A 19,904-nucleotide genomic window follows, 5' to 3' on the forward strand; every position below is an offset into this window, starting at 1 on the left:
GGCACACTCAGGGAGGAGAAACAGTGGTCACCATCCGCGATGTCGCCAAGTACGCCTGCGTCTCCCCCGCCGCTCTCCCTGCTGCAGAGGAAACCGCTCTCACGCCGGACGTGCAGTGGTGGGAATCCGCGGTGATCTATCAGGTCTATCCGCGCTCCTTCGCCGACGGGGACGGCGACGGCGTGGGCGACCTCGCCGGGCTCGCCGCCCGGCTGCCGTACATCGCCTCCCTGGGGGTAGACGGGATCTGGATGACCCCGTTCCAGCCCTCCCCGCAGGTGGACCAGGGCTACGACGTGTCCGACTACTGCGGCGTGGGCCCGCTGTTCGGAACTCTTGCGGAGTTCGAGTCTTTGTTGGAGCGGGCGCACTCTTTGGGGTTGCGGATCCTGCTCGACGTCGTCCCCAACCACTGCTCCTCCGAGCACCCGCTGTTCCAGGCAGCGTTGGCCGCCGGGCCGGGCTCCCCGGAGCGGGAGATGTTCCACTTCGTTCAGGGTCCCGGGGGTGACGTTCCCCCGAACAACTGGCAGAGCGTGTTCGGCGGCCGGGCGTGGAGCCGCGCCAACCCCTCGTCCGGGACAGACACCGACTGGTATCTGCACCTCTTCTCCGCCGGCCAGCCGGACTGGAACTGGCGCAACCCCGCCGTCGGCGACTACTTCGACGGCGTGCTGCGCTTCTGGTTCGACAAGGGCGTGGACGGGCTGCGCATCGACGTCGCCCACGCGCTGTTCAAGGCCGAGGGGCTGCCGGATTCGCCGTCGGAGGGCGGCGTGGTGGACGGGCTGCGGTCCAACCCGCAGGTCTCGGACCAGGAGGAGGTCCACGAGGTGTACCGTCGCTGGCGTGCCCTGGCCGAGAACTACCAGCCCCACCGCCTGCTGGTGGGCGAGGTCAACCTGGAACCGGCCCGCGCCGCCCGCTACACCCGCTCCGACGAGATGCAGCAAGCCTTCGCCTTCGCTTTCGTGAAGCTCGGCTGGGACCCGGAGGCCTGGGCCGCCGTCGGGAACGACCTCGAAGCCGCCCGCCGGGAACACGGCGCCACCCCGACGTGGGCGCTGGAGAACCACGACATTGTCCGCACCGTCACCCGGTTCGGCGGCGGTTCTGTCGGTGCCGCCCGGGCCCGCGCGGCGCTGGTGGCCCTGCTGGGGCTGCCTGGGCCGGCGTACCTGTATCAGGGCCAGGAGCTCGGGCTGCCCGAGGTCGACGTGCCGGTGGAGGCCCGGGTGGACCCGATGTGGGCGCGCGGCGGCGTCTGCCGCGATGGCGCCCGCGTGCCGCTTCCCTGGACTGAGGACGCCGGGCGAAACCACGGCTTCTCGCTGGGGGACTCTGGCGTTAGTTCCGAACCCTGGCTGCCGCAGCCCGCCGGGTGGGGAGCCCACGCCGTCGACCGCCAAGAGCAGGATCCGGCGTCAGCGCTGAACCTCACCAAAGCCGCGCTGGAACTGCGCCGGAAGCTCTGGCGGGAAGGGGTCTTCACCGCGAACGACGGCGGCACCTGGCGCGTCGAGGCCGGAAACCTGCTGATCTGCGAGCGCAACGAGCACTTCCTCGCCGCCGTCGCGATGGGCGATGAACCGGTGCGGCTCCCGGCCGGCACGGTCCTGCTCAGCGCAGCCCCGCTGGAACGGGATGGCTGGCTGCAGCCGAACAACGCCGTGTGGGTATTGAACGGCTGAGCACGTTGCAGGGTTGCGGAGGCCTGCCATACGAAAGGGCCGGCGCGCGTTTCTAAAGGCGAGATGGCTGTGGGCCAAACGCTAAAGAGCTGGGCGGTTGCGCCGGGTCGCGTTGCCGGCGTCAGCTGGACTCATGGTTTGGGTCAGCTCTGGCGGCTCGGCCTCTCGCTATTTCACGACAACCTCCAGATCGATTACTTCGGCGTCAATGATCTCGGCGTCAACGATCTCGGCGTCGTCGGTTCGGTGTCCTGGCTTGGTCAGCTCCAGGCTAGCGAGGTGCTTCTGCAGCCGTTTGGACATGGGAAGGAATGTGCCCAAGGTGAGGCCTCCGGAGAGAACTGCTCCGACTATTGGGATAGCCTTTGCGACTCCGCTGGCGAAAAGCTTCTTGGTCATGCTCACACCGAGATAGCCGGCCACCTTTTTCACGATCGGATAGATGACACCCTGAGTAAGTGCCTTCTGCGGCAGTTTCTTGGCAACGGTGGCGGCGACCATGCCCGCGACTCTTGCCACTCCACTCTGGGCGATCTGCACGCCGAACATCACGCCCACGAACAGGATCAGCATGCTCTCGGTGGCTTCATCGATTTCGTCGTCATCATCGGCGAATAGGTCAGGCCAACTGTAGATATACGCCAGCTTCTGGGCGATCCGAAGCATGTGACCCAAGTACTGCGCGAGGTCGGCTGGGACAGTGCCGATCATTGCCAGACCGCCGGGGATACCTGCGACGGTTGATATGCCTGTGACCTTGCTCGTCTCATAAGCGATCGAGGTGTTTGCGATCTCAGCGATGACCTTGAGTGGAATGCCCGCTGCCGCGGGAGTTTCGGCGATTGCCCTCTTGATCTGTTCCTCGGTGCAGTGGCGCTTGAGTGCCGTTCGGAGATAGGCGGCCCTACTGATCCTCACGCCTGGCAGCTTCGCCGCCGCGTCCAGCACCTGGGTGAAATTCGATCCAGGGTTATCAATCTCTTGGGTTTCGGTCATGAGGTAGATCGTATCTGTGGGCTCCGACCTACACCGGTATTTGCGAGTCCGAAAATGTTACTCTCCCGTTCCTTCCACTTCCAAGGTTCTTTTGAACTCATGGGCAAGTCATAAATCAGGTATGAATGGGGACATGAAGAGATCATGGGCCGATTTGGGGCGTCGAAGCATCGACCGCGCAATTGAGCTGTGGCATGAGCTCGGAAGCGAGGAGTTCATTGCCCGGACCCGATTTAAGGAGTCTCACCGGTACGTAGTGATCGACCGAGGGCAGTCGATTGCAAGCAAGCCACTGGTCGCCATGGCCTTCCAACTGCAATTCGGCTGCGGCAAGGACGGGCCTCCGCGGCTGTCCGGGGGAGAACAGACACGGTCCATCTTGAATCGACTGGGATACGAGCTGGTGGACATTCACGGAGAGAGTCTCGAAGGCACAGCCGAACCCCTCAGGATCGAAGTCAGTCCGAGCACGAATTTCTGGTGGGCGAACCAGTCGGTGAACTTCGACCCCGTCTTTAACGACGGTACCCTGTGGGCTCCCCTGAAGGATCGCCGTGGCCAACAGGTTGACCACTGGCGCACTCTTGACGGTGTGTCCCCAGGGGATCTCGTTTTCCACTATGCCAGCCCCGAGATCCGGGGCGTCAGCCGCGTGGCAACTATGCCGCGACCGGCCTATCCGCCTCGCGGCTATGACGATGTGCCTGCCGGCACGAAGGGCACATTGGTTCTCACGGAACCGGTGCATGAGATCCGTGTTTCACGGGATCGGGCTCTGAACGCGCTCGACGTCGGCCAGGGTCCGATCACCGCAAGCGGGTCCCTTAGGAACGGCTATTTCTTTCCCCTCGACCCTGGCCGCGCACTGGAGGTGTTGCGGCTAGCAGGCATTGAGCCCGTCACCGGAACAGCCGAGGAGCGAGGGGAACACGCTGAACCGTTCGAAGGCTATGTCGGCGGTCCTAGTGACAGTTTGGCAGTAGTGGCAATCCGGGCAGAGCAGCGGTTTCTGCGGGACCAGCAGCTGCGGCGCTGGGGTAGCTCGTGCGCACTTTGTGGACGCTCGCTCCCCGAAGAACTAGTTGTCGCGGCGCATATCAAGCCCCGCTGGGCATGCTCGGAGAACGAGCGCATGGACACACGAAACGTGTCCATGCTCGCTTGCCTGTTCGGCTGCGATGCGCTCTTTGAGCTCGGCTATGTTGTCATCGGTGATCAGGGAATCATCGAACACGGCAGCCGCGGTTCCGAGCAAGCTGCGGACCGGATACGGGACATCGTCGGCAGGAGATGCGCGGCCTTTGGCGAAAAGTCCCGGCAGTACTTCGCTTGGCACCGACAGCACAATTCGGCCAAACGCGGCAAATAGCGGTTGAGGGAACGCTGCCTATTTTCTCCGCTAAGTGCCCACGTCCAACCTAACCAGATCGTGCCGCTGAATACCCTTGGAAATGGGCCTGCAGACGAGCCCGTCTTTCTATAGGCGGGTGCCCCACGGCGGAACCGCCTGGGACCGGGAACAGAAACCCGGCTCCGAGTAACCTGCATCCAGACCCAGGGGAACCCCGCAGTGCCCGGCACTGCGGGGTTCCCCTGTCTGTCACTGTGCCCGGGGCGCCGCCCATAAGATGAGGCATGGACTTTGCGGATACGCTCTGGACGGTTTTGGGGGCCGGGCTGGTTCTGCTGATGCTCGTCGACGTCTTTCGTACGCTCCTTTATCCCCACGGCTCCGGTCCCGTGGGCCGGGCGATCATGCGCGGGTTCTGGCTAGCATCCCGAAAACTGCGGGGCCGGGGCTCCTTCATCGCAGCGCCGTTGGCCATGGCGGCTGTCATTGGCGCCTGGGCGGGCCTCGCGGCCATCGGCTGGGCCCTGCTGTACCTGCCGCATCTGACGGACGGTTTTGTTTACGGAGCCGCGGTTCCCCTGCGGGCCGACTTCGCCGAGGCCCTCTACATCTCCCTGGTCACTCTTTCCACCGTGGGATTCGGCGACATCGTGGCCACGCATCCGCTGCTCCGGCTGGTTGTGGCCTTCCAAGCCGTCACGGGTTTCGGTTTGCTGACAGCAACGGTCACCTGGATCCTGCAGATGTACCCGGCTCTTAACCGCCGCCGGGCCCTTGCCCACGATCTGAACTTGTTCAGGGAGGCTGCAGGTCCTGCAGGTGTACTGTCCGTGGAACCCACGCATGCCGCCGGGCTGCTGGAGTCAATGGCCGGAAACGTAGCTCTCGTGAGCATCGATCTGCTTGCGTTCCATGAAACCTACTATTTCCGTGAAGTCGAGCAGCGCGGCTCCTTGCCGGCCACAGTCGCCTACGCCCAGGAACTGGCATCCGAGGCCCAACGCAGCGACAACCCTGAGCTTCAGTTCGCCGGACGGATGCTCCACGCCGCGCTGGATGGACTCGCCGCCGTTCTTCGCGGCAAGTTCGGCCACTCAGGAACCACCTCTTCTGACGTGTTCGACAGCTACGAGCTACACCACCGCCACCTTCGGGGCAGGAAACCCGACACTAACTAGCGTGCGGGCAGCCGCTGCCAGCGCTGCTGTTCTGGACGCACTCGTTGCCCTGTTCGGGGGCGACGTCAGGCTCGAAACCGGCTCCCGCCTGAGGGCTGGATCCGGTTCCCTCCGGCTCCGTTGCCGGCGTTAGCGATGTTGATCGGTGCCAGCCTCCGGCCTACGAGCGCTGGGCGATGTTGAGGATATTGCCCTCGCTGTCCAGGAACCAGGCCCCCTTCCCCCAGGATGCCGTGGCAATGCCGTTCTCCGTCTTCAGGCCGGGAAAGTCGTACTCCTCAAAGACGACGCCGCGGCCGCGCAGATCCTCCATGTCGCGTTCGATGTTGTCGGTTTCCCAGCCCATCTGGGTGTTCTTGGCCGTCCCCGCATTGTCCGTCTGGTAGACGAGGAAGCGGGTTCCTTGGCCGCAGCTGTACATCACGCTGCCCTCCTCCATGGATTCGGAGGGCTCGATGCCCAGCTTGTCCCGGTAGAACTCCTTCGCCCTGTTGATGTCCTTCGCGGGGAGGACAGCCATAATGTTTGAATCCTTGAACATGATGAATCCCTTCAGTGCGTCGATGACCGCAGTGATGGCGTAGCTCCCCCCGGTTTCGGTCCCCGGAATCATTGTCCGGAGCCGTGACCGCCCCTCGCGCCGAGCCGGGGCAGCCACCTGGGACTCTCCAACGCCGCGCCACCCATCACCGGCGCGAGGGGTCCCCGAAGCTTATGTGGCCATTATGGACCGATCTGATCCCGCAGAAAATGGGTGCCGGGTGTCCGGTTTCAGGCTCTGAGGACCGCCGGCTGCAACCGCGGAACCCCGCCAAGGCGCTGCGCGGCTGACGCTGGCGTGGCAGAGTGCTGGCATGACAGCCTTCACCCAGTCCGAAGACCTGCAGGGCGCAACGTTCACCGACGTGAACCTGCGGGGCGCCCGGTTCGTCCGGACCGACCTGTCCGGCGCGGTGATGCGTGCGGTCGACGCGGCCGGGGCGGACATCGACGCCCCATGGCTGGTCGAAGCCGGGAACACCCTGTACGTCAACGGCGTCGACGTCGTTCCCTTCGTCGAGGCCGAACTCAACCGCCGCTTCCACGGCCGGGAACAGAGGCGCGCCCAGGGCCCGGACGGGCTACGGGAGGCGTGGGCCGTCGTGGAGCAGGCCTGGCGGGCGACGCTGGAGCGGGTTGCGGCGATGCCGCCCGGCAAGGTCGATCTCTCGGTCGATGGCGAGTGGTCCTTCGCCCAGACCCTGCGCCACCTGGTGATGGCCACGGACACGTGGTTCCGCAAAGCCATCCTGGAACTCGAGGAGCCCTATCACCCGGCAGGGCAGCCCAATGCGGAGTACGAGACCGACGGGTACGACCTCTCTGTCTTCTCCGCAGCCGCCCCGCCCTATGCCGAGGTGCTGGAGGTCCGGGCCGGCCGGCAGGCCATGGTCCGCGATTTCCTCGCCACGGTTACCGAGGCGGAGCTGTCGGCGGAGCGCCGGAACCCGTGGGGGCCGGAGCACGCGGTGACGGTCCGATCCTGTCTGCACACGATCCTCAACGAAGAGTGGGAGCACCTGCGCTACGCCGTCCGCGACCTGGAGGCGATAGCGGTGGGGCTCAACAGGTAGAGGCTGCGGGGCGCCGGGAGCCGTCTGAAACAATGGAGGGCATGACCCTCACAACTTTCGCGCTCATCCGCCATGGCCAAACCGACTGGAACGCGGAGCGCCGGCTGCAGGGATCAACCGATATTCCGCTGAACGACGTCGGCCGCGGCCAGGCGCGGGACGCCGTCGCCGCCCTGTCCGAGTACGAATGGGATGCGATCGTTTCCTCGCCGCTGAGCCGGGCCGCGGAGACGGCGGACCTGATCGCCGCCGGGCTCGGGCTCGGCACGGCGCGGCGGGTTCCGGAACTCACCGAGCGTCACTACGGCCCCGCCGAAGGTCTGCAAGACGGTCCCGACCTCGACGCCCTGCGCATCCCCGGCGGCTTTCGCGGCGCCGAAAGCGACGACGATACATCTGCCCGCGGGCTGGTCGCGTTGGAAACTCTGGCCGAGGAATTCCGCGGCGGCCGGGTGCTCGTGGTCGCGCATGGCTCGCTGCTCCGCGTGACCCTCGGCCGTGCGGTGGGCTGCACCATGCCCAGCATCGATAATGCCGCGCTGAATCTGGCCCATCACCACGCCGTCGAGGGCTGGCAGCTCGAATACCTCAACGGCGAGCGGCTCAGCGCCGTGGTGTGACCGCCGTCGTTCGAGGGACTCCCAGCAGCCATGCCTAAGATGGGCCCATGACCGCTTCGCCGCTGAGTGCCATGCTGTCCGTCCACCCGGTGACCGGACTTCTGCCGCCATGGCTGGACCCAAACGTGTTCCTTCGTGATCCGGCGGTGGCGCCGTGGCTCATCGCCGTCGTTTGCGCCTTCCTCTTCATTGAGACCGGCCTGCTGGTGGGATTCTTCCTGCCCGGAGACTCCCTGCTGTTCACCGCGGGCCTGCTGGTGGCCACCGGCTCCGTCCCGGTCAACATCGTTCTGCTCGGCGCGGCCGCCTCTGCTGCGGCGTTCGCCGGGGACCAGACCGGCTACCTGATCGGCCGGAAAGCCGGGCCGTCCGTCTTCAAGAAACCGGATTCCAAGCTGCTGCGCAGTGACTACGTGGACAGGGCCCACGAATTCTTCACAAAATACGGCCGCCGCTCGGTGGTGCTGGCCCGGTTCGTCCCCATCGTGCGGACTTTCCTGCCGGTGACGGCCGGCGTCGGGAAAATGGGGCACCGGACCTTTGTCGCCTTCAACGCCATGGGTGCCCTGCTGTGGGGCTTCGGGGTAACCCTTCTGGGGTTCGGGCTCGGCCAGTATGAGTGGATCGGTTCGAACATCGACCTCATCTTCATCGTCATTGTGCTGGTCTCGGTCATCCCGATCGGCATCGAGGTGCTCAAAAAGCGCCGCGCCAAGGCCTCCGACCACGCCGGATAGTCCCTCAACCGGGGTTCAAGCAGCGCCACACTCCCCCGCAAGGAAAGTTGATTTGTGCTTAATCGATTGAAGTCCGCCGAGCCGGCCCGGCTCCACCTGGTCCTGATGCTGGTTTTGACCTTCTCCACCGGCGTGATCGACGCCGTCGGCTACCTCGGCCTGGACCGGGTGTTCACCGGCAACATGACCGGCAACGTCGTGATCCTCGGCATGGCCCTGATCGGCGCAGACAACCTGCCGGTGGTGGGACCGTTGATCGCGCTGGCCTGCTTCATGGTCGGCGCCGTGGTGGCCGGCCGCGTCCTCCGCCCCGAGGCCACGGGCTGGAGTCGCCGTACGACGGCGTTACTCACGGCCGTCGGCGCCACCATGACCGCGGTCGCCGCCGTCCTCTTCGTCCACGCGCCGCACGCCGGCGACCCCGTCACCCTGACCATCACCGGCGCGCTCGCGGTCGCGATGGGCATCCAGGCCGCCACCGCCCGGCACCTGGCGGTCAACGACGTCACCACCGTGGTGGTCACCTCCACCCTGACAGGCCTCGCCGCGGATTCCCGCCTCGGTGGCGGCTCCGGCAAGCACACCGGCCGCCGCCTCGGCGCCGTCGTCCTGATCCTGGCCGGCGCCACCGTGGGCGCTGCCCTGCTGCACGTGCACCCAGGGCTCGGGGTGCTGCTGACCGCGCTGCTGACGCTGAGCGTCGCCGTCGCGGGCGGCGTCGCTCGGGCGTCGGGCCAGGAGCGGGTTCGGTCTGAGCCGGCAGACGCCGACGCCGGGCCCTCCACTGCTGTGGAAGACCCGGCGCCGATGTCCGTGCAGCGCTAGCCGCGCCGGGCTAGACCGTCGCCCGCTCCCCCACCAACGGCGCGAAAAACGCGGCGAGCTCCGCCGTCGCCGTCAGGGGCAGGACGGTGGCCACGTACTGGTCCGGCCGCACCACCACCACGACGCCGCCGCGGTCCAGGCCGCGTGATTCAAAGATGTCCGCCCGGGGGTCCGCGGCGTACACCTTCTCCAAGTAGTTGAGCTGGAACGGCCCCACGGCAGGCTTGAACACCGCCGGCACGGCGCCGATGTCCACGCTCGTGTGCTCCTGCTGGTAGATGACCTTGACGTCGAACCATGCGTCACGGTCCAAACCCTCAGGGGTGGCGGCCAGCGGCGAATCCGGCGCGTCGGCCATCCAGGCGGCCAGGTCCGTGGTGGGCGACGGGGCGCCGGGCAGGGCCGGGTCCGCGAAGACGTAGATCCGCCAGCGACCGTCCGCCGCGGCCTGGTGGCCTAGGTGCAGCGGGTTGGTGTCGCAGACCCGCACCACGGGCGCGGACTTGAAGCGCTTGCCGATCGGGAAGCCGGTGGCGAACTCCTGGTGCGTGGCCTCGCCGATCAGCATCGACGCGGTGTACTGGGTCATGAAACCGGCCGGGAACTCGGCGGTGCTGACGTAGAAGTCCTCCAGCTCCGAGGGGCTGTTGAACTCCTCCGGCTTCTTCGCCATCAGGGTCGACCATTCCTTGTCGAAGTCGATCAGGTTCTTGGCGACCACCTGGCGCTCGGCCGAATAGGTGGCCAGCAGCGCCTCCGGGCTGCGGCCCTCCAGCACGTGCCCCAGCTTCCAGCCCAGGTTGAAGCCGTCCTGCATGGAGACGTTCATGCCCTGGCCGGCCTTGGCGCTGTGCGTGTGGCAGGCGTCGCCGGTGATGAACACCCGGGGCGTGCGGGTACCGCGGTCCGCCGGGACGACGTCGTCGAACCGGTCGGTCAGGCGGTGGCCCACCTCGTAGACGCTGTGCCAGGCGACGTTGCGCACATCCAACGTGTAGGGGTGAATGATGGCGTTGGCCTTGGCGATGATCTGTTCGATGCTGGTGCTGCGCACCGCGCCGGCGTCGTTCTCCGGGACCACGCCCAGGTCCACGTACATGCGGAAGAGGTGCCCGCCCTCGCGCGGAATCAGCAGGATGCTGCCGCCGGAGCCCGAGGTGATGGCGCATTTGGTGCGGATGTCCGAGAAGTCGGTGTTGGCCAGCACGTCCATGACGCCCCAGGCGTGGTTGGCCTTGTCCCCGGCCATGGTGCAGCCGATCGAGTCGCGGACCTTGCTCCGGGCCCCGTCAGCACCGACAACGTACTTGGCCCGGACGGTGCGCTCGGTGCCGGCGTCGGGTCCGGCGGTGTGCGCGAGCGTCACGCTGACGGGGTACTCCCCTTCGGTTACCTCCAGCCGGAGGAATTCGTAGCCGTAGTCGGGCTTCATCCGGGTGGGGGCGTTGGCCATGAACTCGGCGAAGTAGTCCAGGACGCGGGCCTGGTTGACGATCAGGTGCGGGAATTCGCTGATCCCGGCCGGGTCATCGAGGGTGCGGGCTGCCCGCACAATCCGCGACGGGTCCGCGGGGTCCGGCTTCCAGAAAGCCATCTCCGTGATGCGGTACGCCTCGGCGATGATCCTCTCGGCAAAGCCGAAGGCCTGGAACGTCTCCACGCTGCGGGCCTGGATTCCGTCCGCCTGGCCGATGGCGAGCCGGCCGGGCCGGCGCTCCACGATCCGCGTCGTGATGTCGGGGAACTGCGAGAGCTGGGCGGCGGCGACCATGCCCGCGGGCCCGGTGCCCACAATCAGCACGTCGACGACGTCGGGAAGCTCTGCCGGGCGGTCGACGCCGACGCCGGCGGCCGGCTGGACCCGCGGGTCCCCGGATACATAGCCGTGGTGGTGGAAGTGCACGGGATTTCCTTACGTCGTTGTAGGGCTGATTGACGCCGTCGAGGCCGGTTGTTCGATAATAGAACACGACGTTCTATTATCGAACCGATCCTTCGACTATAGGCTTCCCTCGGGCACTCCGGCAACTTTTTTGTGGCTCCGCTCACACACAAGCCAGCGGTGCGCGGGGGTCGCCGTCGCCGTCGGGTCCTCCGCTCAGGCCGGCCTCCGCTTAGGTCGGCCGCCGCTCCCGCCATGCCAGGGACACCACGAACACCACCGCACCGAGGCCCAGCATCACCAACACCATCAGCCCCCAGTTCGCCTGGCTGACGCCGGTGCCGTAAAAAATGCCGATCAGCACGGTCGCGGTGATCGCTCCGCGGTAGCGGCAGGTCTGGTAGATCCCCGCGGCCACGCCGCGCTCCTCCAGCCGGGTGGAGAGGTACATGCCCTGGCTCGAGGCGATGCTGACCACGCAGTACGGCACCCCCAGCAGCGCCGTCATCGCCAGCACCAGCGGAGCGGCGAGGGACGCGGTCAGCAGCCACATGGTGCCGGACGCGGCAATCAGCAGTACGACGCCGGCGATCAGCACCCGCCGGACGCCGAAGCTGTCGATGGCGCGGACCGCGAAGGGCGTCCCGACCACCGAGATGGCGGCGAGTGGCAGCATCAGCAGGCCCACGATGCCAGGGTCGTAGCCGCCGGCGGTCTGCAGCAGCTGCGGGAGCCCGAAGAACGCAAAGTAGTAGACGCCGTTGAACAGCGCGAAGCCCAGGTAAACCAGCAGCAGCGGCCGGTTGGTCCCCAGCAGCCGCAGGTCCAGGAAGGGCGGGCTGAAGCGCAACTCCCGCACGGTGAACAGCACGGCGAGCAACAGACCGCCGCCCAGCAACCACCACCGGTAGGCCGGCAGCACATTGAGCAGCGCCATCATCACCAGCACCAGCGCCCCGATGAACGCGCCGATGCCCGGCAGGTCCGAGTCGCGGAGCAGTTCCGACACCCGGCCGCGTTCCCGCTCAGCGTCCGCCGGCGCAAACCGGCGGACCACCAGGATCGCCGCCAGCGCCAGGGGCACGTTGATCAGGAACAGCGCCTGCCAGCCCACCAGGCTCACCAGCAGGCCACCCACCACCGGCCCGACGGCGGCGGCCGAGGTGTTGGCCATCTGGATCCGGCCCAGCGGCCGGGTGGACCTCACGTCCGCCTGCCGCGCCAGCGCCGCTACCATCACGACGGCGCTGGGATACGCCGTCGCGGTGCCAAGCGCCATGAAAGCCCGCGCGACGCAGAGCAGCGCGAAGTTCGGCGCGAAAGGAGCGAACGCGCAGGTCACGGCCACGAGTGCCATGCCCAGCAGGAACAGCCGGCGCGGGCCGAAGCGGTCCGCGAGCCGGCCCATCAGGGGCTGGCCGGCCGCGGATGTGAGGTAGAAGGAGGTGACCACCCAGGTGACTGTGGCGACGTCGAGCGCGAAATCCGCGCGCAGCACCACCAGCGCGACGGCGATCATCGATGAGTTCAGCGGGTTCAGCGAGGTACCGAGGCTGAGCCCTGCAATGGCGACGCCGGTCCGGGAAGAGTTGCTCACGGCAACAGTCTGTCCTACGATGGCGGCCGAGATCGAACCCGCTCACCGTCACGGACCCGTTGGGCCGTCACACAGCGCAGGCTTCCCGTGACGGCCGACGGCGGGCAGCCGCCCTACTGCCCCGGCGCCCGGTAGCGCGTCAGAGGACCTTGGAGAGGAACGCCTTGGTCCGGTCATGCTGCGGGTCGCTGAGGAGCTGCCGCGGCGGTCCGGCTTCCACCACCACGCCTTCATCCATGAAGACCAGGGTGTCCGCGACTTCCCGGGCGAACCCCATCTCGTGGGTCACCACGATCATGGTCATGCCGCTCTTGGCCAGCCCCTTCATGACGTCCAGGACCTCGCCCACCAACTCCGGGTCCAAGGCACTGGTCGGTTCGTCGAAGAGCATCAGCTTCGGGTCCATGGCCAGGGCCCGGGCGATCGCGACGCGCTGCTGTTGGCCCCCCGACAGGTGCGCGGGATAGGCATCCCCCTTGTCCTCGAGCCCCACACGCTCCAGCAGTTCCATAGCCCTGGCGGTGGCCGCCGCCTTGGACTGTTTTTTCACCCGCATGGGAGCAAGGGTGATGTTCTCCAACGCGGTGAGATGCGGGAACAGGTTGAACCGCTGGAAGACCATGCCGATGTCCTGCCGTTGGTGCGCTGCTTCACTGAGCTTGAGCTCGTAGAGCTTGTCGCCTTTTTGACGGTAGCCAACCAGCTGGCCTTCCACCGACAGCCTGCCGCCGTCGACGCGTTCCAGGTGGTTGATGCAGCGCAGGAAGGTCGATTTGCCTGAGCCGCTGGGGCCCACGATGCAGAGCACCTCGCCGCGGTCCACTTCCAGGCTGATCCCGCGCAGCACCTTGTTGGTGCCGAAGTTCTTGGAGACCTTTTCCGCGAGGACCATGGGCGCGCCGGTCATCCTTTTCCTCCAAAGTCGGTGCCGGTCGGGGTGGCGGGGGCGCCGGGTGCGCCGGGCGCGGCCGGCGCCGTCGTCGTTGCCGGCCCGGGTGCCGCAGGTCCCTTGTCAGTCTTCATCCGCCCGGTTCCGCGCGAGAACCGCTTTTCGATGAAGTGCTGGCCGACCATCAGCACCGAGGTGAAGAGCAGGTACCAGAGGGACGCGACGATCAGCAGCGGCACGGGGGTGAACGTCACGGCGGAGATGCCGCGGGATACGCCGTAGAGGTCGATGCTCAAGGGGATCGCGGCAACCAGGGAGGTGGTCTTGAGCATCGAGATGACTTCGTTGCCGGTGGGCGGAATGATGATTTTCATGGCCTGCGGAACCACGACGTACCGCATCGTCTGCCCCCAGGACATGGCCAGCGCCGTCGAGGCCTCGGCCTGGCCCTCGTCCACGGACAGCAGGCCGGCCCGCACGATCTCGGACATGTAGGAGGCCTCGTTCAGGCCCAGCCCGATGACGGCGGTAATGAACAGGTTGGTGAAGACCTCGTTCGGGATGGTGACCCACGGCGTCATGAACGGAATCCCCAGGGTGAACACCGGATAGATCAGCGACACGATGCCCCAGAACACCAACTGGACGTAGACCGGAGTCCCCCGGAAAATCCAGATGTAAAGCCATGCGATGCTCTTCAGCACCGGGTTCGGGGAGAGCCGCATGATGGCCAGCAGGAGCCCGATGACGATCGCGCTGATCATCGCGTAAATGGTCAGCCACAGCGTCACCCACGCGGCCTGGCTGATTCGGCGGTCGAAGATGTACTTGCCCACGTCCGCCCAGCCATAGTCCGGGCGCTGCGCGGCGTCGAGGACGAAGACCGCCAAGCCCAGCACCAAGAAAACGGCGATCACGTTCCGCCAGGGGTGCCGCAGCGGAATGGCGACAATCGCCTCCGCCGGGGCGTCGTCCGCCCCGCCGCCCGCGCCGGCGCGCTGTACCTTGCCGGCCGGCAGCGCTTTACCGACCGGCTGCGCCCCGCCGGCAGGCAGCTTGTTGGCCGGGTCCGAGTCAAGCATCCGGTCGGGTTCCCGCTCGTTCATCTGATGTCACCCTTTGGCGGCCACGTTGAGTTCCGCCGTCTTGATGCCGCCGGCTTCCACTCCCCACTTGGCCAGGATCTTGGTGTAGGAACCGTCGTCGATCAGCGACTGGAGCGCCTTCTGCAGGACCGGCGTGAACGCGCTGCCCTTCGCCACCGGGATCCCGTACGGTGCCACCTCAAAGGCGTCGCCGGCGGTCTGCAGCTTGTTCTTGGTCTTGGAGATCGCGTACAGCGTCACGGGCGAATCGGCGCTCATGGCGTCCACCTGCCCCACCACCAGGGCGTTCGTGGCCTGGTCCTGGGCGTCGTAGCGGAAGATGGTGATGGCCGGCTTGCCAGCATCCGTGCAGGCCTTCGATTTGGCCGGCACCTCATGGGTGTCCTCGTAGGTGGTGGCCTGGACGGCGACCTTGAGGCCGCAGGCGTTTTTCGGATCCACGGTCTTCCCCTTCGGCGCGGCCCACTGAATGCCGGCGGAATAGTAGTTCACGAAATCCACCTGCTTTTCGCGTTCCACGGTGTCGGTAAAGGAGGACATGCCCATGTCGTCCTTCCCTGCCCGGACGGCCGGAAGGATGTTATCGAAGGTGCCAATGTCGAAATTGACCTTCAGCCCCATCACTTTTCCCAGCGCGTTAGTGAGATCCACGGACCAGCCTGCCGGTGCGCCGTTATCGTCCTTGAACTCGTTGGGCGGGTAATTGTTGGCCATGCCGACATTGAGCACGCCGGCGGTCTTGATTTTCTCCGGCAGGGCCGCGGCAATGGCGTCGTTCTTTTTCACATCGACGGCGTCGGAGGTGCCATTTGTTCCGCCCGTGGCGGCGGGTTCGCTGTTGTTAACACAGCCTGAGAGGGAGAGCGCCGTAGCGATCGTGAGAACGGGAAAAAGGTATCGAGTACGCATGGTTTCCTTAGCTGTTCAGGGATTCGTTAGCCTCCCGCGGCGCTGCGGGAGAACTCTGGGTGCCTGCTGGATCAGAGTGAATCACTTCGTGTCGCCTGACGCCGTCGATTCAAGGATTTCCCCGAAACGACGAATGTCCCGGAGAATTTCTCCACCCCGGGCTTTCAACTCGGGAATGCTGGAAACGCCTACTAGCGTCATCGTACGCCGGAGTTCGTCGGCGAGGATTTCTATGATGCGTTCGACGCCGGGCGATCCAGCGGCGACCAGCCCGTAGAGGTAGGCCCGGCCGATGGAACACGCGTCGGCGCCCAGTGCCAGCGCTTTGAGGATGTCGCTGCCCCGGCGGATACCGGAGTCCACGTAGATTTCGATCGAATCGCCCACCCGCTGCCTCGATTCCTGCAGCACGTCCATGGGGCTGAGCATGTGATCGAGCTGGCGTCCGCCGTGGTTGCTCAATTGGACGGCGTCCAGGCCAATGCGGGAGGCCTTGGCGACGTCGGCCGGGTTGACGCAGCCCTTGAGGACGATCTTGCCGTGCCACGCCTGCCGCAAGGCTTCCAATTCCGTCCATCCGCTGGTCGCATCCGAATGGCCAAGGATGTGCTGCCACATGGCGGGCGTGATCATGGAGGTTGCCGCCGCACTGCGTGGGTCCAGGTTGGGGAAACTGATGCCATCGGCCTTGAGGAAGTTGATCCACCAGGCAGGACGCCGGGCAATGTCGGCGATGGTTGAGAGCGTCAGCGCGGGCGGCGCGGTGAAGCCGTTGTGAAGATCCCGCTCCCGGGATCCCAGCGCGCGGGTATCGACGCCGACAATGAGCGTCGTGAAGCCCGCGGCTTCGCAGCGCGCCAGTTTGTCTTTGAGCGCCTGGGCGACGGAGGTGAGACCGAAGTTGAACCAGCGGTCAAGGTTCGGCTGGCGCTGGGCGATCGTTTCCATCGCCACGGTGCTCAGCCCTGCCAGCCCGTAAGGAATGCGGGCCCGGTCGGCGGCCGCGGCGACGGCCGCCTCACCCTCGGGATGGAACAGCCGGGTGGCCCCCGTCGGGGTCAGTGTGAGCGGCAGGGCGCTTTCTTTCCCCAGCAGGGTGGTGGACGTGTCGGGTCCGGATACCGGGCCCCAGCTGGGCATGAGTGCCCAGGCATCGAAGACCGCCCGGTTGCGGCGCAGCGTCACCTCGTCCTCGGATCCGCCGTCGAGGTAGTCGAAAATCCCGGTGGGCAGGACTTTCCGGGCCGCCTTCCGGTACTCCTCCACATTGAAGGCGTCGGCCAGCACCCGTCGCTGGCGGGACAAGATGGGCGCCTTGACCTGGATGAGCTGCCTGGCTTCGCTGACTTTCAAGGAGGACCTTTCAACTGGGTGCGTGCGCGTTCTAGTCCGTCGTCAGGCCCTGGTCTTCGCCACCGTCATCAGGATGGCCGAGTCTTCTTCCGCCATCAGGCTGTGCAGCCCGTCCGGCACGATCAGCAGGTCGCCGGCTTTGCCCTGCCACGATTCGTCGCCGGCCTGCAGGCGGACACAGCCCCGGATCACAAACACCGTGGCCTCCCCCGGGTTCTGGTGTTCGCTCAATTGGGTTCCGGCTTTGAACGCCATCACGGTCTGCCGGAGGACCTTCTCGTGCCCGCCGTAGACGGTGTCGGCGGCCCTCCCGCTTCCGGCCGCGAGCGCTGCCGTGACCTGCTGCCGGGCCAGGGCGTCGATCGATATCTTCTGCATGCGGTCACCCTACCCACCGCTGAGGTCCCTGCCGAGGGCCATTTGTCCTGACCGGGCGCCGATGCGTTTCTTGTAACTCCGGGCTGCGCCTACCCTGAACTCAACGGCCGGCACTGCGGGCCGCCAAAGTCCCCACGTTCGTAAGGGAGCCGCCGAATGAGCCAAGCCAGCGCCGGCCCGGCCCGCGAAGCGCCAGACGACGCCCTCCGCACGCTCGCCGCCGCTGCCTTCGGCCTCTCCCGGCTCCGCGACGGACAGCTCGACGGCATGCGCGCGCTCGCCGGCGGCCGCGACGTCCTCGCGGTGATGCCCACCGGCTACGGGAAGTCCGCCATCTACCAGGTTCCAGCGCTTTACCTGCACCGGCAGCTCAAGCGGCCCACCGTCGTCGTCTCCCCGCTGATCTCCCTGCAGGAAGACCAGCTCGACGGTCTGGAGGAGGCGCTTGGCCCGGGACACGCCGTCGCCGTCAATTCCTCGCACAGCGCCGCGGAGCAGCAGCGGGCCTGGCAAGCCGTTGAGCGCGGCGAAGCGGCGTTCCTTTTCCTGGCCCCGGAGCAGCTGGCGAAGACCAGCACCGTGGAGCGGCTCGCGGCCCTCAACGTCGCGTTATTCGTGGTGGACGAGGCGCATTGCGTCTCCGCCTGGGGTCACGACTTCCGGCCCGACTACCTCGGCCTCGGCGAGGTCCGCGAGCGCCTGGGCAACCCGACGACGGCGGCCCTCACCGCCACCGCCGCTCCCCCGGTCCGTGAGGAAATCCTGGACCGCCTGCGGATGAGGGACCCGCTGGTCCTGGTCCGCGGCTTCGACCGCCCCAACATCAGCCTGGACGTCGTCCGCCACCACGAGGACAAGGAGAAGCGCCGCGCCGTGCTGCGCCAGGCCGCAACCCTGGCCAGCGAGCTGCACGGCCCCGGCCTGGTGTACGCCGCCAAGCGGAAGGACACCGAGAAGTACGCCGCGAAACTGGTGCTGCGCGGATTGCGCGCCGCTGCCTATCACGCGGGCCGGAGCGCGGCGGAGCGGGACGAGGTGCATCGGCAGTTCCTGGTTGGAGACCTGGACGTGGTGGTGGCGACGACCGCGTTCGGCATGGGCATCGACAAGCCCGACGTCCGGTTCGTGCTGCACGCGGACATCCCCGAGTCGCTGGACAGCTACTACCAGCAGATCGGCCGGGCGGGCCGCGACGGGCTGCCCGCCGAGGCTGTGCTGCATTACCGGTCCGAGGACCTGGGCCTGCGCCGTTACTTCGCCGCCCACCGGCCGGACGAGGATGCCCTGCTGGCCGTCCTCAGCCTCCTGCACGACGCCGGCGGCCCGGTTCCGCAGGAGGCCCTCGCGGCGGCCACCGGGTTCCGGCCGCGGCGGCTCACCGAGCTGCTGCACGAGCTGCAGGACACCGGCGCCGTGACGACCGCCGGCGGGGTACGCCTGAATCCGGGCGCGGATCCCGCGCAGGTGGTGGAACGCGCCGTCGCCCTCGCCGCGGCACGGGAACGCGTGGACAAGTCCCGGATCGCCATGATGCGCGGCTACGCCGAGACGCACCACTGCCGGCGCCAGTTCCTGCTGGGCTACTTCGGCGAAGAACTGCCCGCCCCGTGCGGGAACTGCGACAACTGCGCCGAGGGCTCCGCAGCGAGGACGCCCGACGACGGCGCTGCCACGGCCGGCGCTTCCTCGGCTGACGCAGAGGCATTCCCGCTGAATTCCAGCGTGGAGCATGCCCTCTGGGGTCGGGGCCTGGTGATGGGCCACGACGACGGGCTGATCACGGTGCTGTTCGAACGGGAGGGCTACAAGACCCTCTCCCGGCAGGCGGTGCTGGCGAGCGGGCTGCTGAGGCCGCTGCCCTGATGCCCCCCGCCTTGGGTGTGACCCGCGCTCAGTAAAGCACCCGGAAGTTGCTGAACGCTCCGGTGGCGGGGGAGATCCGCTCGTCCACGTGGTCCACCCGTCCCGGGGCGTCCGGCGAGCGCAGCCAGGTCCGGAACTGCAGCACCACCGCCTGCGGACCTTCGACGACGACGCCGACCGTGCCGTCGTCGTTGTTCCTGACGGTGCCGCGCAGCGCGAGTTCCTCGGCCTTGCGCACGGTCCAGTAGCGGAAGCCGACCGCCTGCACCATTCCCTGCACCCGCGCGGTCAACCGCACGGCGACGCCTGCATCCCCCGCCCCCGGACCCTCAGCGTATTCAGCCATGAACCCAATGTAGTCCCGGTCCGGCGCCGCCCACATCCGGGACTTTCGCCCCTTTCAGCTCCGCCGCGGACCCATGGAAGGTGGATGGAGACCTCCGGCGAATGGCACACAGCGGACACCCCGCGTTGCCCGCCGGAACGCCTGAAAGGAAAAGACAATGGCAGGACAATTCGAGATCTTCACCGACGCAGAATCGAACGTCCGGTTCCGGCTGCTGGGGGCTGACGGCACAGTGCTTGCTGTCTCAAAAGCGTTCGAGGACAAGCGTGCCGCAGCGGATGGCATCATGGCCGTCCGTGAATGCGCTGGCACCGGGCTGATCCGCGAGACGCACTCCACCCCCTGGGGCGGCACCACCTGGACCAAGAGCAGCCAGGCGGCACGCCCCATACACGACAGCGCAGGCACTTCCCTGCTGTCTAGCCACCCCGGGCCCGACGCTCCCTCACATCCGGCACCGCCGGGCCCGACGCTCCCTCACATCCGGCACCCCCGGGCCCGACGCTCCCTCACATCCGGCGAACAACGCTGAGGGGGCCTCCGGGCAAGACCGCCAGAGGTGAGGGAGCG

The 19,904-nt window shown here is 66.9% G+C and carries 19 protein-coding genes; 9 read left to right on the forward strand and 10 right to left on the reverse strand.

What is annotated here, in order from left to right; genetic code table 11:
- Positions 1-23: 23 nt before the first annotated feature.
- Positions 24-1,691 carry an alpha-amylase family glycosyl hydrolase gene (locus tag AC1DNC_RS14715; protein WP_476863273.1) on the forward strand — a complete coding sequence of 556 codons (1,668 nt, stop codon included), beginning with the start codon at positions 24-26 and terminating at the stop codon, positions 1,689-1,691.
- 168 nt (positions 1,692-1,859) lie between these two features.
- On the opposite strand, the gene AC1DNC_RS14720 is transcribed toward AC1DNC_RS14715, so the two are convergent.
- Positions 1,860-2,687 (reverse strand): hypothetical protein, encoded by an 828-nt coding sequence (locus AC1DNC_RS14720; RefSeq protein ID WP_476863274.1) that lies wholly within the window; start codon positions 2,685-2,687, stop codon positions 1,860-1,862.
- 133 nt (positions 2,688-2,820) lie between these two features.
- On the opposite strand from AC1DNC_RS14720, the gene AC1DNC_RS14725 reads away from it, so the two are divergent.
- Both AC1DNC_RS14725 and AC1DNC_RS14730 read left to right on the forward strand, forming a co-directional pair.
- Complete coding sequence (locus AC1DNC_RS14725) at positions 2,821-4,056, forward strand: ScoMcrA-related endonuclease (protein ID WP_476863275.1); 1,236 nt, start codon at positions 2,821-2,823, stop codon at positions 4,054-4,056.
- Between the two features lie 266 nt (positions 4,057-4,322).
- Positions 4,323-5,216 (forward strand): potassium channel family protein, encoded by an 894-nt coding sequence (locus AC1DNC_RS14730; protein ID WP_476863276.1) that lies wholly within the window; start codon positions 4,323-4,325, stop codon positions 5,214-5,216.
- Between the two features lie 160 nt (positions 5,217-5,376).
- Here AC1DNC_RS14730 and AC1DNC_RS14735 read toward each other — a convergent pair whose 3' ends face one another.
- Complete coding sequence (locus AC1DNC_RS14735) at positions 5,377-5,757, reverse strand: VOC family protein (RefSeq protein ID WP_476863398.1); 381 nt, start codon at positions 5,755-5,757, stop codon at positions 5,377-5,379.
- 313 nt (positions 5,758-6,070) lie between these two features.
- Between AC1DNC_RS14735 and AC1DNC_RS14740 the strand changes: the two genes are divergently transcribed.
- Genes AC1DNC_RS14740 through AC1DNC_RS14755 form a run of 4 tightly spaced genes read left to right on the forward strand, consistent with a single transcriptional unit; the run spans position 6,071 to position 9,011 of the window.
- On the forward strand, positions 6,071-6,829 hold the full coding sequence (locus tag AC1DNC_RS14740; protein ID WP_476863277.1) for a DinB family protein: 759 nt from the start codon (positions 6,071-6,073) through the stop codon (positions 6,827-6,829).
- A gap of 41 nt (positions 6,830-6,870) precedes the next feature.
- Entirely contained in the window at positions 6,871-7,449 is a 579-nt protein-coding gene (locus AC1DNC_RS14745; protein WP_476863278.1) for a histidine phosphatase family protein, read from the forward strand.
- A gap of 47 nt (positions 7,450-7,496) precedes the next feature.
- Positions 7,497-8,186 (forward strand): VTT domain-containing protein, encoded by a 690-nt coding sequence (locus AC1DNC_RS14750; RefSeq protein ID WP_476863279.1) that lies wholly within the window; start codon positions 7,497-7,499, stop codon positions 8,184-8,186.
- 54 nt (positions 8,187-8,240) lie between these two features.
- Positions 8,241-9,011: a YoaK family protein gene (locus AC1DNC_RS14755; RefSeq protein WP_476863280.1), complete on the forward strand. Its 771-nt coding sequence runs from the start codon at positions 8,241-8,243 to the stop codon at positions 9,009-9,011.
- Between the two features lie 10 nt (positions 9,012-9,021).
- On the opposite strand, the gene AC1DNC_RS14760 is transcribed toward AC1DNC_RS14755, so the two are convergent.
- The 7 genes from AC1DNC_RS14760 to AC1DNC_RS14790 all read right to left on the reverse strand — a co-directional run bounded on the left by AC1DNC_RS14760 (position 9,022) and on the right by AC1DNC_RS14790 (position 17,125).
- Entirely contained in the window at positions 9,022-10,914 is a 1,893-nt protein-coding gene (locus AC1DNC_RS14760; RefSeq protein WP_476863281.1) for an FAD-binding monooxygenase, read from the reverse strand.
- Between the two features lie 211 nt (positions 10,915-11,125).
- Positions 11,126-12,490 (reverse strand): MFS transporter, encoded by a 1,365-nt coding sequence (locus AC1DNC_RS14765; RefSeq protein ID WP_476863282.1) that lies wholly within the window; start codon positions 12,488-12,490, stop codon positions 11,126-11,128.
- A 139-nt stretch (positions 12,491-12,629) separates the two neighbouring features.
- Positions 12,630-13,397, reverse strand: coding sequence for an amino acid ABC transporter ATP-binding protein (locus AC1DNC_RS14770; protein WP_476863283.1), 768 nt, complete (start codon positions 13,395-13,397; stop codon positions 12,630-12,632).
- Positions 13,394-14,485: an amino acid ABC transporter permease gene (locus AC1DNC_RS14775; protein WP_476863284.1), complete on the reverse strand. Its 1,092-nt coding sequence runs from the start codon at positions 14,483-14,485 to the stop codon at positions 13,394-13,396. The genes AC1DNC_RS14770 and AC1DNC_RS14775 overlap by 4 nt, the downstream gene beginning before the upstream one ends.
- 6 nt (positions 14,486-14,491) lie before the next feature.
- Complete coding sequence (locus AC1DNC_RS14780; RefSeq protein WP_476863285.1) at positions 14,492-15,394, reverse strand: ABC transporter substrate-binding protein; 903 nt, start codon at positions 15,392-15,394, stop codon at positions 14,492-14,494.
- 81 nt (positions 15,395-15,475) lie between these two features.
- Entirely contained in the window at positions 15,476-16,747 is a 1,272-nt protein-coding gene (locus tag AC1DNC_RS14785; protein ID WP_476863286.1) for an alpha-hydroxy acid oxidase, read from the reverse strand.
- Positions 16,748-16,789: 42 nt separating this feature from the next.
- Positions 16,790-17,125 (reverse strand): cupin domain-containing protein, encoded by a 336-nt coding sequence (locus tag AC1DNC_RS14790; RefSeq protein ID WP_476863287.1) that lies wholly within the window; start codon positions 17,123-17,125, stop codon positions 16,790-16,792.
- A 156-nt stretch (positions 17,126-17,281) separates the two neighbouring features.
- Between AC1DNC_RS14790 and AC1DNC_RS14795 the strand changes: the two genes are divergently transcribed.
- Positions 17,282-18,988 carry a RecQ family ATP-dependent DNA helicase gene (locus tag AC1DNC_RS14795; protein WP_476863288.1) on the forward strand — a complete coding sequence of 569 codons (1,707 nt, stop codon included), beginning with the start codon at positions 17,282-17,284 and terminating at the stop codon, positions 18,986-18,988.
- Between the two features lie 28 nt (positions 18,989-19,016).
- Here the strand turns inward: AC1DNC_RS14795 and AC1DNC_RS14800 are convergent, their stop codons facing one another.
- Positions 19,017-19,334 (reverse strand): acylphosphatase, encoded by a 318-nt coding sequence (locus AC1DNC_RS14800; protein ID WP_476863289.1) that lies wholly within the window; start codon positions 19,332-19,334, stop codon positions 19,017-19,019.
- A gap of 157 nt (positions 19,335-19,491) precedes the next feature.
- Here AC1DNC_RS14800 and AC1DNC_RS14805 point away from each other — a divergent pair, with 157 nt between their 5' ends.
- A complete protein-coding gene (locus AC1DNC_RS14805) occupies positions 19,492-19,866 on the forward strand; it encodes a YegP family protein (protein ID WP_476863290.1) in 375 nt (124 codons plus the stop codon).
- Positions 19,867-19,904 lie beyond the last annotated feature (38 nt).

The sequence above is a fragment of the Arthrobacter sp. 01N442 genome, from assembly GCF_056399345.1.

Excerpts from the sequence above, each read along its gene's own strand:
- AC1DNC_RS14750 (WP_476863279.1), top strand. The coding sequence starts at position 7,497 with ATGACCGCTTCGCCGCTGAGTGCCATGCTGTCCGTCCACCCGGTGACC.
- AC1DNC_RS14800 (WP_476863289.1), bottom strand. The coding sequence starts at position 19,334 with ATGGCTGAATACGCTGAGGGTCCGGGGGCGGGGGATGCAGGCGTCGCC.
- AC1DNC_RS14725 (WP_476863275.1), top strand. The coding sequence starts at position 2,821 with ATGAAGAGATCATGGGCCGATTTGGGGCGTCGAAGCATCGACCGCGCA.
- AC1DNC_RS14735 (WP_476863398.1), bottom strand. The coding sequence starts at position 5,757 with ATGTTCAAGGATTCAAACATTATGGCTGTCCTCCCCGCGAAGGACATC.
- AC1DNC_RS14795 (WP_476863288.1), top strand. The coding sequence starts at position 17,282 with ATGAGCCAAGCCAGCGCCGGCCCGGCCCGCGAAGCGCCAGACGACGCC.
- AC1DNC_RS14770 (WP_476863283.1), bottom strand. The coding sequence starts at position 13,397 with ATGACCGGCGCGCCCATGGTCCTCGCGGAAAAGGTCTCCAAGAACTTC.
- AC1DNC_RS14790 (WP_476863287.1), bottom strand. The coding sequence starts at position 17,125 with ATGCAGAAGATATCGATCGACGCCCTGGCCCGGCAGCAGGTCACGGCA.
- AC1DNC_RS14745 (WP_476863278.1), top strand. The coding sequence starts at position 6,871 with ATGACCCTCACAACTTTCGCGCTCATCCGCCATGGCCAAACCGACTGG.
- AC1DNC_RS14805 (WP_476863290.1), top strand. The coding sequence starts at position 19,492 with ATGGCAGGACAATTCGAGATCTTCACCGACGCAGAATCGAACGTCCGG.
- AC1DNC_RS14740 (WP_476863277.1), top strand. The coding sequence starts at position 6,071 with ATGACAGCCTTCACCCAGTCCGAAGACCTGCAGGGCGCAACGTTCACC.
- AC1DNC_RS14780 (WP_476863285.1), bottom strand. The coding sequence starts at position 15,394 with ATGCGTACTCGATACCTTTTTCCCGTTCTCACGATCGCTACGGCGCTC.
- AC1DNC_RS14775 (WP_476863284.1), bottom strand. The coding sequence starts at position 14,485 with ATGAACGAGCGGGAACCCGACCGGATGCTTGACTCGGACCCGGCCAAC.
- AC1DNC_RS14730 (WP_476863276.1), top strand. The coding sequence starts at position 4,323 with ATGGACTTTGCGGATACGCTCTGGACGGTTTTGGGGGCCGGGCTGGTT.
- AC1DNC_RS14720 (WP_476863274.1), bottom strand. The coding sequence starts at position 2,687 with ATGACCGAAACCCAAGAGATTGATAACCCTGGATCGAATTTCACCCAG.